At 69.5% G+C, this 14,656-nt stretch carries 13 protein-coding genes; 2 read left to right on the top strand and 11 right to left on the bottom strand.

What is annotated here, in order from left to right:
• Positions 1-71: 71 nt before the first annotated feature.
• Together hisS and AC068D_RS23250 are read right to left on the bottom strand one after the other, a co-directional pair.
• Positions 72-1,334 carry a histidine--tRNA ligase gene (gene hisS, locus AC068D_RS23255; RefSeq protein ID WP_478824950.1) on the bottom strand — a complete coding sequence of 421 codons (1,263 nt, stop codon included), beginning with the start codon at positions 1,332-1,334 and terminating at the stop codon, positions 72-74.
• Between the two features lie 11 nt (positions 1,335-1,345).
• Entirely contained in the window at positions 1,346-2,059 is a 714-nt protein-coding gene (locus tag AC068D_RS23250; protein ID WP_478824949.1) for an MBL fold metallo-hydrolase, read from the bottom strand.
• A 149-nt stretch (positions 2,060-2,208) separates the two neighbouring features.
• On the opposite strand from AC068D_RS23250, the gene AC068D_RS23245 reads away from it, so the two are divergent.
• Both AC068D_RS23245 and AC068D_RS23240 read left to right on the top strand, forming a co-directional pair.
• A complete protein-coding gene (locus AC068D_RS23245) occupies positions 2,209-2,997 on the top strand; it encodes a peptidylprolyl isomerase (RefSeq protein ID WP_478824948.1) in 789 nt (262 codons plus the stop codon).
• 174 nt (positions 2,998-3,171) lie between these two features.
• Positions 3,172-4,401 (top strand): DUF349 domain-containing protein, encoded by a 1,230-nt coding sequence (locus AC068D_RS23240; RefSeq protein WP_478824947.1) that lies wholly within the window; start codon positions 3,172-3,174, stop codon positions 4,399-4,401.
• Between the two features lie 169 nt (positions 4,402-4,570).
• On the opposite strand, the gene AC068D_RS23235 is transcribed toward AC068D_RS23240, so the two are convergent.
• The 9 genes from AC068D_RS23235 to AC068D_RS23195 all read right to left on the bottom strand — a co-directional run bounded on the left by AC068D_RS23235 (position 4,571) and on the right by AC068D_RS23195 (position 14,646).
• A complete protein-coding gene (locus tag AC068D_RS23235) occupies positions 4,571-7,123 on the bottom strand; it encodes a RelA/SpoT family protein (protein ID WP_478824946.1) in 2,553 nt (850 codons plus the stop codon).
• 167 nt (positions 7,124-7,290) lie between these two features.
• Complete coding sequence (locus AC068D_RS23230) at positions 7,291-7,833, bottom strand: adenine phosphoribosyltransferase (RefSeq protein WP_478824945.1); 543 nt, start codon at positions 7,831-7,833, stop codon at positions 7,291-7,293.
• The gene (secF, locus tag AC068D_RS23225) at positions 7,830-8,948 is read right to left on the bottom strand and encodes a protein translocase subunit SecF (RefSeq protein WP_478824944.1); all 1,119 of its coding nucleotides are present in this window, start codon (positions 8,946-8,948) and stop codon (positions 7,830-7,832) included. The genes AC068D_RS23230 and secF overlap by 4 nt, the downstream gene beginning before the upstream one ends.
• A gap of 1 nt (position 8,949) precedes the next feature.
• Entirely contained in the window at positions 8,950-10,698 is a 1,749-nt protein-coding gene (secD, locus tag AC068D_RS23220) for a protein translocase subunit SecD (protein ID WP_478824943.1), read from the bottom strand.
• Positions 10,699-10,845: 147 nt separating this feature from the next.
• Complete coding sequence (yajC, locus tag AC068D_RS23215) at positions 10,846-11,319, bottom strand: preprotein translocase subunit YajC (RefSeq protein ID WP_478825067.1); 474 nt, start codon at positions 11,317-11,319, stop codon at positions 10,846-10,848.
• A 181-nt stretch (positions 11,320-11,500) separates the two neighbouring features.
• A complete protein-coding gene (gene ruvB, locus AC068D_RS23210; protein ID WP_478824942.1) occupies positions 11,501-12,580 on the bottom strand; it encodes a Holliday junction branch migration DNA helicase RuvB in 1,080 nt (359 codons plus the stop codon).
• A 19-nt stretch (positions 12,581-12,599) separates the two neighbouring features.
• A complete protein-coding gene (gene ruvA, locus AC068D_RS23205) occupies positions 12,600-13,211 on the bottom strand; it encodes a Holliday junction branch migration protein RuvA (RefSeq protein ID WP_478824941.1) in 612 nt (203 codons plus the stop codon).
• A complete protein-coding gene (ruvC, locus tag AC068D_RS23200) occupies positions 13,208-13,741 on the bottom strand; it encodes a crossover junction endodeoxyribonuclease RuvC (RefSeq protein ID WP_478824940.1) in 534 nt (177 codons plus the stop codon). The genes ruvA and ruvC overlap by 4 nt, the downstream gene beginning before the upstream one ends.
• Before the next feature lie 152 nt (positions 13,742-13,893).
• Positions 13,894-14,646, bottom strand: a complete 753-nt coding sequence (locus AC068D_RS23195; protein ID WP_478824939.1) for a YebC/PmpR family DNA-binding transcriptional regulator — start codon at positions 14,644-14,646, stop codon at positions 13,894-13,896.
• Between the last annotated feature and the right edge of the window lie 10 nt (positions 14,647-14,656).

The following is a 14,656-nucleotide window of genomic DNA, read 5'->3' as shown; positions in this document are numbered from 1 at the left end:
CGGCTCCGGGGCCGGAGCCTCCCGGTCGGGAAGGACGGGCGGTGCGAGCCCCGCAGGGCTCGCACCGCACATCACGACAGGCGCGAGCGGATCTCCGCCACGAGGCCGTCCAGTGGGACTGCGATCTGCTCACCGGACTCCATGTCCTTGAGCTGGACCGCGCCTTCGGCCAGATCGCGCTCACCGGCGACGATCGCGTACCGCGCACCACTGCGGTTGGCGTTCTTCATCGCGCCCTTGAGGCCCTTGCCGCCGTACGAGAAGTCGGCGGCGATTCCCGTCCTGCGCAGCTGGGTCACCACGCCGAAGAGGACGCGCCGCGCCTCTTCGCCGAGCGGGACCGCGAACACACTGGTGGTGGCGGGGAGCTCGAGCTCGATCCCCTCGGCCTCCAGTGCCAGGACCGTGCGGTCGACGCCGAGCGCCCAGCCCACCGACGGGAGCGCCGGGCCGCCGATCATCTCGGACAGACCGTCGTAGCGGCCGCCGCCGCCCACCGCGGACTGGGAGCCGAGACCGTCGTGGACGAACTCGAAGGTCGTGCGCGTGTAGTAGTCCAGGCCGCGCACCAGCTTCTCGTCGTCCTCGAACGCCACGCCGGCCGCAGTCAGCAGCTCGCGCACCTCTTCGTGGTACGCCTTGCACGCATCGCACAGATAGTCGCGCAGCAGCGGCACTCCCACGAGCTGCTTCTGCACCGCGTCCCGCTTGTCGTCGAGGACCCGCAGCGGGTTGATGTCGACGCGGCGCCGGGTGTCCTCGTCCAGGTCGAGGCCGCGCAGGAAGCCCTGGAGCGCATCGCGGTAGACGGGACGGCACTCCTTGTCACCCAGCGAGTTCAGCAGGATACGGAAGTTGCTGAGGCCCAGGGAGCGGTACGACTGGTCGGCCAGAATGATCAGCTCGGCGTCGAGCGCCGGGTCCTCGGCACCGATCGCCTCGGCACCGACCTGGGAGAAGTGCCTGTACCGGCCCTTCTGCGGGCGCTCGTAGCGGTAGTACGAACCCGAGTACCAGAGCTTGACCGGGAGGTTGCCCGTCTTGTGGAGGTTGGCCTCGAGTGCCGCGCGGAGCACGGACGCGGTGCCCTCGGGGCGCAGGGCGAGCCTGTCGCCGCCCTTGGTCTCGAAGGCGTACATCTCCTTGGTGACGATGTCGGTGGACTCGCCGACACCGCGCGCGAACAGCTCGACGTTCTCGAAACCGGGCGTCTCGATGTAGCCGTAGCCGGAGTTCCTCAGGGGCGTGGCGATCGCCTCGCGCACGGCCAGGTACTTCGCGGAGTCCGGCGGAATCAGGTCGTAGGTGCCCTTGGGGGCCTGGAAGGTACTCACGAAAGGTCTCGTCACATTCCTCGTCGGGGGGCGGCGGTCGGACCGTCTCCCCGGCCGGAGGCCACTTCCCTCAGATAGGGGTTGGCGGAACGCTCGCGGCCGATGGTCGTCTGGGGGCCGTGGCCGGACAGCACCACGGTCGAGTCGTCGAGCGGCAGGCACACACGCGCAAGCGAGTCGAGCATCTCGGCCATGTCACCGCCGGGCAGGTCGGTGCGTCCGATGGAGCCGGCGAAGAGCAGATCGCCCGAGAAGAAGACCGGCGGGATGTCCGCCGCCTCGGGCAGGCTGAAGGTCACCGACCCCTTGGTATGGCCGGGCGCGTGCGACACGGTCAGCTCCAGACCCGCCAGCTTCAGCGCGGCGCCGTCCGTCAGCTCGTGGACGTCGTCGGGCTCCCCCACGGTCAGCTCGCCCATGAGCGGCATCCCGATGGAGCGGCCGAGGGCCTTCTCCGGGTCGCTCATCATGTACCGGTCGGAAGGATGGATCCAGGCCGGTACGTCATGGGCACCGCACACCGGGACGACCGAGGCGACGTGGTCGATGTGGCCATGGGTGAGCACGACCGCCACGGGCTTGAGCCGATGCTTCTTCAGCGTCTCCTCGACTCCCTGGGCGGCCTGGTGGCCCGGGTCGATGATCACGCACTCCTCGCCTGCGGCGGGGGCGACCAGATAGCAATTGGTCCCCCAGGCCCCGGCGGGGAACCCGGCAATAAGCACGATCGTCCTCAGTGTGTTGTCCGACGGGATCGCTGTCGCGAAATGCAGCAGATCAGAGCCTACCGGCGCTGCTCGCCACACAGCCAACCCGTATACGGTACGGGCACACCCGGCCGGACGAGACCAGACGACTTTCAAGGAGTGGACCGGTGGTCAGCAACGATCAGCGGCGGCGCCAGCTCGCCAGGGAGAAGTTCGAGCGACAGCAGCGCCGTCGGCACGAGGCCCGGAAGAAGGCCAGACGCCGCAACACGATCATCGCATCGGTGCTCGCCGTGGTGCTCGCTGCGGGGGCGGCGGCCTATGCCTCGGTGGGTCTGACCGACGGCGGCTCCGGCAGCGACTCCGTGGCCGACTCCTCTCCTTCGCCGACGCCCGAGGAGAGCGAGAGCAGCGTTCCCGAGCCCGCGATGGCCATCGACAAGAACGCCACGTACAGGATGGCGCTGAAGACCAGCCAGGGCGACATCACCGTGACAACGGACGCCAAGAAGACCCCGCGCACGGTGAACTCGTTCAAGCACCTCGCGGACAAGGGCTTCTTCGACAACACGAAGTGCCACCGGCTCACCACGGGAGGCATCTTCGTGCTGCAGTGCGGCGACCCGAAGGGCGACGGCACCGGCGGCCCCGGCTACACGATCCCGGACGAGAACCTCGCGGGGCTCGGCAAGGCGGGCCAGGACGGCACCGTGACGTACAAGGCCGGCACGGTGGCGATGGCGAACACGGGGCAGCCGAACAGCGGCGGGAGCCAGTTCTTCCTCGTCTACAAGGACAGCAAACTGCCGCCCGGCTACACGGCGTTCGGCACCATGGACGAGACCGGCCTCAAGGCGGTCGAGGCCGTGGCTGCGGCAGGCGTCGCGGGCGGCGCAACCGACGGGGCACCGAAGAAGGCCGTCACCATCGAAAAGATGACGGTCAGCAAGGGGTGACCCGCCGAATTCGGCGGCGCCGAGTGCGGACAGCCGGGCGGCCGGTCGCCTAGATTGGCGTTGTGCAGCGCGGGCTGGGTCCGCGTTGTGGGAGGGCGGGCGAGGCCCGTCCAGGAAACTGTGGACGATGCCCGGGGGCCCGAGCCCTCGCAGGCATCATGTGGAGGAGGCGCTGTGAGCAGCGACCCGTGGGGCCGCGTCGACGAGACGGGCACCGTGTACGTGCGGACTTCCGAGGGCGAGCAGGTCGTCGGATCGTGGCAGGCCGGAACTCCCGAGGAGGCACTGGCCTACTTCGAGCGCAAGTACGAGGGCTTGGTTGTCGAGATCGGCCTCCTCGAGAAGCGGGTGAAGACCACCGATCTGTCGGCGAAGGACGCGACGGCGGCGATCGACCACATCCGTCAGCAGGTCGACGAGCATCACGCCGTCGGTGACCTCGACGCACTGCGCAAGCGGCTCGACGCGCTTGTCACGACGGTCGAGGCGCGCCGCGAGGAGCGCAAGGCACAGAAGGCGAAGCAGACCGACGAGGCCAGGCACTCCAAGGAGGCGCTGGTCACGGAGGCGGAGGAGCTTGCGCAGAGCGAGCAGTGGCGGGCCGCCGGTGAGCGGCTGCGCGCACTGGTCGACACCTGGAAGGGCCTCCCCCGGCTCGACCGGAAGTCCGACGACGAGCTGTGGCACAGGTTCTCGCACGCGCGCTCGGCGTTCTCCAAGCGCCGGAAGGCGCACTTCGCCTCGCTGGACGCGCAGCGCGAGGTGGCCCGGCAGACCAAGGAGCGACTGGTCGCGGAGGCCGAGTCGCTGTCCGGTTCGACCGACTGGGGCGTCACGGCCGCCCGCTACCGCGAACTGATGGCGGAGTGGAAGGCCGCGGGCCGCGCCCAGCGCGAGCACGAGGACGATCTGTGGAACCGTTTCCGCGGCGCCCAGGACATCTTCTTCGCGGCCCGCAGCGGGGTCTTCGCCGAGCGTGATGCGGAGCAGACCGAGAACCTCAAGCTGAAGGAAGAGCTTGCGGCCGAGGCCGAGAAGCTCATGCCCGTGACGGATCTGAAGGCCGCCCGTGGCGCCTTCCGGTCCATCAACGAGCGCTGGGAGGCCATCGGTCACGTCCCGCGTGACGCCCGCCCGAAGGTCGAGGGCCGGATGCACGCGGTGGAGCGGGCGATCCAGGAGGCCGAGGAGGCCGAGTGGCGCCGCACCAACCCCGAGGCACGGGCGCGTGCCGCAGGTCTGACGGGCCAGCTGCAGGCCGCGGTCGACAAGCTGCGTGAGCAGATCGACGCCGCGCGTGCCGCGGGCAACAACGCCAAGGCCGACAAGCTCGCGAAGGAGCTCGAGGGGCGGCAGGCGCTGCTGGACCAGGCTCTGAAGGGGCTGGAGGAGTTCGGCGGCTGACGGCCACCGGCCCACCGCACGGCGAAGGGCCCGGCAGCATGTGCTGCCGGGCCCTTCGCCGTGCGGTGGGCCGGGTGTCCGGTCACGGCCGACGGCCGGTCACGGGCGGGCGGCCGTGTCCCGCCCCGGCCCTTCGAGGGGCGGGGGGCGGGCGACGGAGCACCGTCGGCTACGGGCGCCGTGCCGAGGTCACCCGGTAGACGTCGTACACGCCCTCCACACCCCTGACTGCCTTCAGGACATGGCCCAGATGCTTGGGGTCGCCCATCTCGAAGGTGAAGCGGGAGGTGGCGACGCGGTCGCGGGAGGTCTGGACGGCCGCCGACAGGATGTTGACGTGCTGGTCGGACAGCACGCGGGTGACGTCGGACAGCAGTCTCGAACGGTCCAGGGCCTCGACCTGGATCGCGACCAGGAAGACCGAGGACTGGGTGGGCGCCCATTCGACCTCGAGGATCCGCTCGGGCTGCTGGGACAACGAGTCGACGTTGACACAGTCGGCACGGTGGACGGACACCCCGCTGCCCCGCGTGACGAAGCCGATGATGGGGTCGCCCGGCACGGGCGTGCAGCACCGGGCGAGCTTCACCCAGACGTCCTCGACGCCCTTGACGACGACACCCGGGTCGGCATTGGCCCGGCGCTTGCGGCCGCGGGTACGGGACGGCGGTACGGACTCGGCGATGTCCTCGGTGGCCGCCTCCTCGCCGCCTAGGGCCTGGACGAGCTTCTGGACGACACCCTGGGCGGCGACGTGACCCTCGCCGATCGCCGCGTAGAGCGAGGAGATGTCGGGGTAGCGCATCTCGTGCGCCAGCGTCACCAGAGAGTCGCCCGTGAGGATCCGCTGGATCGGCAGGTTCTGCTTGCGCATGGCGCGCGCGATCGCGTCCTTGCCCTGCTCGATCGCTTCGTCCCGGCGTTCCTTGGAGAACCAGCCGCGGATCTTGTTCCGGGCCCGCGGTGACTTGACGAAGCCGAGCCAGTCGCGGGAGGGACCCGCTCCCGTCGCCTTGGAGGTGAAGACCTCCACCAGGTCGCCGTTGTCGAGTGTGGACTCGAGCGGTACCAGACGTCCGTTCACCCGGGCGCCTATGGTCCGGTGACCGACCTCGGTGTGGACCGCGTAGGCGAAGTCGACGGGGGTGGCGCCGGCGGGAAGCGCTATGACATCGCCCTTGGGGGTGAAGACGAAGACCTCGTTGCGCGAGAGGTCGAAGCGCAGCGACTCCAGGAACTCGCCCGGGTCCTCGGTCTCCTTCTGCCAGTCCAGGAGCTGCCGCAGCCACGCCATGTCATTGATGGCGTCCTTGTCCTTGCCGGTGGCCTTGGGGACGTCCGTGCGGACCTTGGAGGCACCGGCGACGGCCTCCTGCTTGTACTTCCAGTGCGCGGCGATGCCGTACTCGGCACGGCGGTGCATGTCGAACGTACGGATCTGGAGTTCGACGGGCTTGCCGTTGGGTCCGATGACCGTCGTGTGCAGCGACTGGTACATGTTGAACTTCGGCATCGCGATGTAGTCCTTGAACCGCCCCGGAACCGGGTTCCAGCGGGCGTGAACGGTGCCGAGTGCCGCATAGCAGTCGCGGACGGTGTCGACGAGGACGCGGATGCCGACCAGGTCGTAGATCTCCGCGAAGTCACGGCCGCGGACGATCATCTTCTGGTACACGCTGTAGTAGTGCTTCGGCCTGCCGGTGACGGTGGCCTTGATACGGGCGGCACGCAGATCGGACTGGACCTCGTCCGTCACTATGGCGAGGTACTCGTCCCGCTTGGGCGCACGCTCGGCGACGAGCCGCACGATCTCGTCGTACATCTTCGGGTAGAGGATCGCGAACGCGAGGTCCTCCAGCTCCCACTTGATGGTGTTCATGCCCAGCCGGTGCGCCAGTGGGGCATAGATCTCGAGCGTTTCGCGGGCCTTCTTCTCCTGCTTCTCACGCTTGAGGTAGCGCATCGTGCGCATGTTGTGCAGACGGTCGGCGAGCTTGATGACCAGGACACGCGGGTCCTTGGCCATGGCGACGACCATCTTGCGCACGGTCTCGGCCTGGGCGGCCTCCCCGAACTTCACCTTGTCGAGCTTGGTGACGCCGTCGACGAGCAGCGCGACCTGGTCGCCGAAGTCGCGGCGCAGAGTGTCCAGCCCGTACTCGGTGTCCTCGACGGTGTCGTGCAGCAGACCCGCCATCAGCGTCGCGGGGTCCATGCCGAGCTCGGCGAGGATCGTGGTGACGGCGAGCGGATGCGTGATGTACGGGTCGCCGCTCTTGCGCTTCTGGCCGCGGTGCCAGCGCTCGGCGACCTGGTAGGCGCGCTCGACCTGGCGCAGGGTCGAGGTCTCGATCTTCGGGTCGTTGCTCCGCACGATCCGCAGCAGCGGTTCGAGGACCGGGTTGTACGGGCTGGAGCGCTGCACGCCGAGGCGGGCGAGCCGGGCGCGGACCCGGTTGGAGGAACCGCCGCCCGAGCGCACCGGGGGCGCGGGAGTGGGCTTGGGCGCGGACACCGGCGTGGGAGCCGGTGCGGGACCGGAGGCCGAGCCGTTCGCACTCCCCCTGCCCTCTGCCGCGGCGGCCCCCGTGGCACTCCGCTCCGGCGCCGCGGCGGCCTCCGGCCGCTCGGCGGACTTCTTCTCGGGCGTGCCTGGCACCGCGGCACCCTTTCGGGCCTGCTGGTCGGGCTGCGCGGTGGCGGGACGGGCCTCGTCTGGCAAGAGCGCTCCTCAGGCGGATCCGGGTCCCCCGGTCAGGCCCGGAAAGGCCATGGTATCGACCCTGGGCGTTCACCTCGCCCCGGGACCGGAACCGTCCACAACGCGAAACGGGCACCCGGTGTTCCCGAGTGCCCGTTCCATGGCCCAGTTGCGCGCTCCTGGTCCGCTCAGAGCGTGAGCAGAGCCTCCAGCGGAGCACCGTTCAGAGCGGGCTCCAGACGGGCACGCCCGCCCAGGAAGCTCAGCTCCATGAGGATCCCGATACACGCGATCTCGGCACCGGCCCGGCGGATCAGCTCCAGGGAGGCCTCCGCGGTGCCACCGGTGGCGAGGACATCGTCGATGACCATGACGCGGTCGTCCGCGCCGAGGTCCTCGGCGTGCACCTCGATCTCGGCGCTGCCGTACTCCAGCTCGTACGCCTGGGACAGGGTTGCTCCGGGGAGCTTGCCCGCCTTGCGTACGGGAATGAAGCCGACCCCTGCCTTGACGGCGACGGGCGCGGCCAGGATGAAGCCGCGTGCCTCCAGGCCGACGACCTTCGTCGCACCCTGGCGGACACAGAGCTCGGCGAGCGTCTCCGTGAGCGCCGTGAACGCGGCCGGGTCCGCTAGCAGCGGGGTGATGTCCTTGAACATCACACCCGGCTTGGGATAGTCCGGCACGTCACGGATGCGGCTCAGGAGCAGTTCCCGCGTGCTCGCGGTCATCGGCGCTTCCCCGACGAGGGGCGGCCCCGGCCGCGGCCCCGCTGGCCGACGACGGTGCCCGCGGCCGTGGCCGCGCCGGGAACCTCGTCGTACGGTGCGGCGCCCGGGCCCTCCCCATCGGCGTCCTCGGCCTGCTCACCCTTCGCCGCGGCGGCCGCGCGCTTGGCGAGCACCCGCTTCTTCAGGGCCTTCATCTGCGGCTCGCGCTCCTTCAGGTCGGCGACCAGCGGAGTGGCGATGAAGATCGACGAGTAGGCACCGGCGGCAAGACCGACGAACAGCGACAGCGAGATGTCGTTGAGCATGCCCGCGCCGAGGAAGCCGCCGCCGATGAAGAGCAGACCGGCGACCGGCAGCAGCGCCACGACCGTGGTGTTGATCGAGCGGACGAGGGTGCTGTTGATCGAGCGGTTGGCGACCTCGCTGTACGTCCAGCGGGTCTGCTTGGTGATGTCCTTCGACCCTTCCTTGAGGGAGTCGAAGACGACCACCGTGTCGTAGAGCGAGTAACCGAGGATGGTCAGCAGACCGATCACGGTGCCCGGGGTGACCTCGAAGCCGACCAGTGCGTACACACCGACGGTGATGGTGAGGTCGTGGATCAGGGCCACCAGGGCGGCGAGCGCCATTCTCCATTCGAAGGCGATCGCCAGATAGATCACCACGAGGATCATGAAGATCCCGAGGCCGGTCCATGCCTTGTTGGCGATCTGCTCACCCCAGCTGGGACCGACCAGCTCGGCGTTGATCTTGGATTCCGGGATGTTCAGCTCGCTGGAGAGCTGCTTGCTCACCTTGTCGGACTGAGCGGTGTCCAGCTCGCTGACCTGGATCCGCATGTCGCCGTTGCCCAGCTTCTGGACGATCGCGGGGTGTCCGGAGGCCTCCTGTGCCGCGTTCTGCGCCTGGGTGACGGAGACGGTCACCTTCTCCATGGTGAAGACGGCACCGCCCTTGAACTCGATGCCCATGTTCAGACCACGCACCGCCAGGGCGACGATGGCCGTGATGGTGATCAGGATCGAGATGCCGTACCAGATCTTCCGCTTGCCGACGAAGTCGTAACCGACCTCGCCGCGGTAGAGCCGGGCGCCGAGATTTCCGAGTCGGGACATCTCACGCCTCCTTGGGGTCGACGGGGGCGGAGACACGACGGGAGCGGCGCAGCGGGGGCTTGGCTCCGAGGCGCTTCGGGTCCAGTCCGGACCACGGGTGGCCGCTCGCGAAGAACTTCTTGCGGGCGAGGATCGTCATGATCGGCTTCGTGAAGAGGAACACCACGACCACGTCGAGCAGGGTCGTCAGGCCGAGGGTGAACGCGAAGCCCTGGACCTTGCCGACGGTGACGATGAAGAGCACCGCGGCGGCCAGGAACGACACGAAGTCGGAGACCAGGATCGTGCGCCGGGCACGCGGCCAGGCCCGCTCGACGGCCGGGCGGAGCGTACGGCCCTCGCGGATCTCGTCGCGGATGCGTTCGAAGTACACGATGAACGAGTCGGCGGTGATACCGATCGCGACGATCGCACCACAGACCGCCGGCAGATTCAGCGCGAAGCCGATGGCCGGGCCCAGGAGTGTCATCAGGGTGTACGTCAGGATCGCCGACACCAGCAGGCTGAGCAGGGCGACGACCGACAGACCGCGGTAGTAGACCACCAGGTAGATCACGACCAGCGCCAGACCGATGGCTCCCGCGATGAGGCCGGCCTTGAGCTGCTCGCCGCCGAGGGCGGCGGTGACGGTGGTGGTGCTCTGCTCCTTGAAGGTCAGCGGGAGGGCACCGTAGCTGAGGATGTTGCCCAGGTCCTGGGCGGACTGCTGGGTGAAGCTGCCGGAGATCTCGGCGCTGGCGCTCAGCGTCGTGCGGACCGACGGGGCCGAGACGACGTCGCCGTCGAGCACGATGGCGAACTGGTTCATCGGCGGCTGCTGCTGCGACAGCTTGCTGGTGATCTTGGAGAACTTCTTCGAGCCGGCGTCGGTGAAGTCCATCGTGACGATCCAGATGCCACGCTGCGGGTCGAGGACGCCCTTGGCGTCATCGACGTCCTTGCCGTCGACCTCGGCCGGGCCCAGCAGGTACTTCTCCCAGACGCCCCCGCTGTTCTTGCCACAGGCGACGATGGGGTCCTCGGGCTTGCTGCCCCTGGAGGCGGCGACGCGCTGCTTCTTGTCCAGGCAGTTCAGCTCGGTGAACTTCTTCTGGAGCGCGGCCTCGGCCGGGGTGGGCGGGGGCGGGGTGGGGCTCTTCGCAGCCTCCGGCTTGCCCGAAGCGGCACCGCTGGGCGTGGGCGAGGGCGCCTTGAGCGCATCGGTGACGGCGCGGCCCTGAGTGGTCGGGCTCGCGGAAGGCGCACCGGAAGGCGCGGTCGCCTCGTCCTTCCCGTCGCCCTTGCCCGAGGGCGAGGCGCTCGGGGCCGGGCTCTTGCCGGGCTCAGGGGTCACTGGGCCGGCGGCCGCCACGGCGAGGACCGGGCGGAAGTACAGCTGGGCCGTGGTGCCCACCTGGTCGCGCGCCTGCTGCGAGTTCGTGCCCTTGGGGATGTTGACGATGATGTTCTTCTCGCCCTGGGTCTGGACCTCGGACTCGGAGACACCCAGACCATTGACCCGGCGCTCGATGATGCCGACCGCGGTGTCCATGTTGGTCTTGTTGATCGCGCTTTCCTTGCCGGGATCAGCCACGGCCTCGAGCGTGATCGACGTGCCGCCCGCCAGGTCGATGCCCAGGCGGGGCGAGGTCTCCCCGGTCCAGAACATCCCGCCGAACAGCGCCGCCATGACGATCAGCATCAGGACCAGGGTGCGCCCTGGCCTGCCCTGACCCGCGGGCGCCCTTCGGCCCTTCTTCGGTGCTGCCACCTTCTCGATTCTCCCTGTCCAACCGCTCCGCGCCGGGTGTGCGACGGAGTGGCCACGAAGTGTTGTGGGGACCTGCCCCCGCAGTGGTCGGCACGAACGGGGGACCGCGGTCCTCGCCCCTGGGCGGTCCGCGGTCCCCGGTCGCTGTTACTTCGCGTCGGTGTCGCCGTCGGCCTTCTCGTCGCCCTTGGCCTTCTTGGCCTCGGGCGCGGCGCCGGCGTCGTCCGCCTTGTCGTTCTTGCCCAGGTCGATCTTGGCGTCCTCGGCCTCGGCGGTGTCGCCGGCGGTCTCGGTCAGCGAGGAGGCATCGTCCGGAACGATGGGGGTGTCGTTCTTGAGATCACCCTCACCGTCGCCGTGCACGATGCGGTTGTACTCCTCGTCGTCGAGGACGGCACCGATGGCGTTCTTGGCGAACGCGAGGTGGACGCCCGGCGCGGCCTCAAGGAGGACGGTGTCGTCGTTGACCTCCTTGACGGTGGCGTACAGGCCCCCGATGGTCCGCACCCCGGAGCCGGGCTGCATCTGATTGCGCATCGCGACCGCCTGCTGCTGCTTCTTCTTGGCAGAGCGGGTCATCAGGAACATGGCCCCGATGAGCACGATGAACGGGAGGAGCATGCCGATGTTATTCACGGGACGGAATTCCTTCGCACGACCGCGCTGCAGAGGCCGGCCGATCTTCGGGGGTGGGCACACCGACCGTGACAGGTCGGCACCGGCGGAGTCTAAGCGAGTCCGCATCGATGGAACAACGCCCAGCATGTCACCGTGGTTCCCGCCCGGGCGACCGTCCGCGCCGTCACGTCCCGAAGAGACCCTGTTGTCCGGCCGCCCCGGACACCTGCTGGGGCGGTACGAGGCCGAGATGCGCCCATGCCGCGGGGGTCGCGACTCGCCCGCGCGGGGTACGGGCGAGCAGGCCCTCCCTCACCAGGAACGGCTCGGCGACCTCCTCGACCGTCTCCCGCTCCTCACCCACGGCCACGGCCAGGGTGGACAGACCGACCGGACCACCGCCGAACAGCTTGAGGAGCGCCTGGAGCACGGCACGGTCGAGCCGGTCGAGACCACGCCCGTCGACCTCGTACACCGCGAGTGCCGCACCGGCGATCTCACGCGTGATCCGGCCGTCGGCCTTGACCTGGGCGTAGTCACGGACGCGGCGCAGCAGCCGGTTGGCGATACGGGGCGTGCCGCGGGACCGGCCCGCGATCTCGGCGGCGCCCTCGGTGTCGATCGCGACGTCGAGGAGCTGGGCGGAGCGGTGGACGACCCGCTCCAGCTCGGCGGGCTCGTAGAACTCCATGTGGGCGGTGAAGCCGAACCGGTCACGCAGTGGCGGGGGCAGCAGTCCGGCCCGTGTCGTGGCGCCGACCAGGGTGAACGGCGGCAGCTCGAGGGGGATGGCGGTGGCGCCGGGGCCTTTGCCGACGATGACGTCGACGCGGAAGTCCTCCATCGCCATGTAGAGCATCTCCTCGGCCGGCCGCGACATCCGGTGGATCTCGTCGAGGAAGAGGACCTCGCCCTCCTGGAGGGACGAGAGGATCGCGGCCAGGTCGCCGGCGTGCTGGATCGCCGGGCCGGAGGTGATGCGGATCGGGGCGCCCATCTCCGCGGCGATGATCATGGAGAGGGTCGTCTTGCCGAGACCGGGCGCACCGGAGAGCAGCACATGGTCGGCGGTGGCGCCGCGCGCGAGGGCAGCCTTCAGGACAAGGTCGAGCTGCTCCCGCACCCGCTCCTGGCCGACGAACTCGTCCAGCGACTTGGGCCGCAGGGCCGCCTCGACGGCCTGGTCCTCGCCGTCGGCTGATGCGCCGACGAGGCGGCCGTCGGCGGTGTCGTCGGTCGGGGGTGCGGTGTCGTCCCAGTTCACGGTGGATTGCCTCGCGGGGTCAGCGGGTGCGGTTCAGGGTCTGGAGAGCGGCCTTGAGCAGCCGGCCGATCTGCGGCTCGCCGGTCGCCGCCTCGGCCACGGGCGTCACGGCGGTGACTGCCTCGTCGGCCTCGCGGGTGGCATAGCCGAGGCCGATCAGCGCGGCGTGCAGCTGGTCGCGCCAGGACTGGGTGACGGGGGCTCCGACGGCCCCTCCCCCGGAGCCGATCGGCTCACCGAGGCGGTCCCTCAGCTCGAGGAGCAGCTTCTGGGCACCCTTCTTGCCGATGCCCGGGACGGCGGTCAAAGCCTTTTCGTCCTCCGTGGCCACAGCGCGGCGCAGTGCGTCCGGAGTGTGCACCGCGAGCATCGCCTGGGCGAGGCGCGGACCGACCCCGCTCGCGGTCTGGAGCAGCTCGAAGACCTGGCGCTCGTCGTCGTCGGCGAAACCGTACAACGTCAGCGAATCCTCGCGGACGACCAAGGACGTGGCGAGCCTGGCCTCCTGACCGATCCTCAGCTCCGACAGGGTGTTCGGCGTGCACTGCACGGCCATGCCGACGCCGCCGACCTCGATCACTGCGGTCGTCGGGGCGAGAGCGGCGACCGGGCCGCTCACGAAGGCGATCATGTGGTCCGGCCTTTCATCGCGTGGTGTGCGGCGACCGCCTGCTGGAGGCGGTTCTGCGCGGGGGCGCGCCAGATGTGGCAGATGGCGAGGGCGAGGGCGTCGGCGGCGTCGGCCGGCTTCGGCGGGGCGTCGAGCCGCAGCAGGCGGGTCACCATCGCACCGACCTGGGCCTTGTCGGCGCGGCCCGTACCGGTGACGGCGGCCTTGACCTCGCTCGGGGTGTGCAGTGCGACGGGCAGGCCGCGGCGGGCGGCGCACAGCATCGCGATTGCGCTGGCCTGCGCCGTGCCCATGACCGTGCGGACGTTGTGCTGACTGAACACCCGCTCCACCGCGACCACTTCGGGACTGTGCAGATCGAGCCATTCCTCGATGCCCCGCTCGATGGCGGCCAGCCGGTGGCCGATGTCCGCATCGGCGGGCGTCCGTACGACGCCGACGCCGACCATCGTCAGCGGACGGCCGGCGACACCCTCGACCACGCCGACGCCGCAACGGGTGAGTCCCGGGTCCACCCCCAGCACGCGCACGCCCGCCCCTCCTTCTGCTCTCACCCGGCTGTCGCCGGGTGGCACCCCCTGTTTGTGCAGGCTATCGGCTCCCACTGACAACGGCCCACAACGCGACGGGCCGACGGGGTGTGTCCCCGTCGGCCCGTCGTACCCAGCCCGATCCGGCCGGATCAGGCGTCGACCTTCTCCATGACCTCGTCCGAGACATCGAAGTTGGCGAAGACGTTCTGCACGTCGTCGCTGTCCTCCAGCGCGTCGATCAGCTTGAAGATCTTGCGCGCGCCCTCCTCGTCCAGTTCGACCTGCATGGTCGGGACGAAGTTGGCCTCGGCCGAGTCGTAGTCGATTCCGGCCTCCTGCAGCGCGGTGCGCACCGCGACCAGGTCGGTGGCCTCGCTGATGACCTCGAAGTTCTCGCCGAGGTCGTTGACCTCCTCGGCGCCGGCGTCGAGCACCGCACCGAGCACGTCGTCCTCGCTCAGCTCGCCCTTCGGCAGGACGACGACGCCCTTGCGGTTGAAGAGGTACGACACCGAGCCGGGGTCGGCCATGGAACCGCCGTTGCGGGTCATGGCGACACGGACGTCGGAGGCGGCGCGGTTGCGGTTGTCGGTGAGGCACTCGATGAGCACCGCGACACCGTTCGGGCCGTAACCCTCGTACATGATCGTCTCGTAGTCGGCGCCACCGGCCTCGAGGCCGGCGCCGCGCTTGACCGCGGAGTCGATGTTCTTGTTCGGTACCGAGCTCTTCTTGGCCTTCTGGATGGCGTCGAAGAGGGTGGGGTTGCCGTCGACGTCGGCGCCGCCCGTGCGGGCTGCGACCTCGATGTTCTTGATCAGCTTCGCGAAGAGCTTGCCGCGCTTGGCGTCGATCACGGCCTTCTTGTGCTTCGTCGTGGCCCATTTAGAGTGGCCGGACATCTGCCTGTCT

The sequence above is a fragment of the Streptomyces sp. NPDC043861 genome, assembly GCF_056435905.1.
This window is presented reverse-complemented; position numbering and strand designations above follow the sequence as displayed.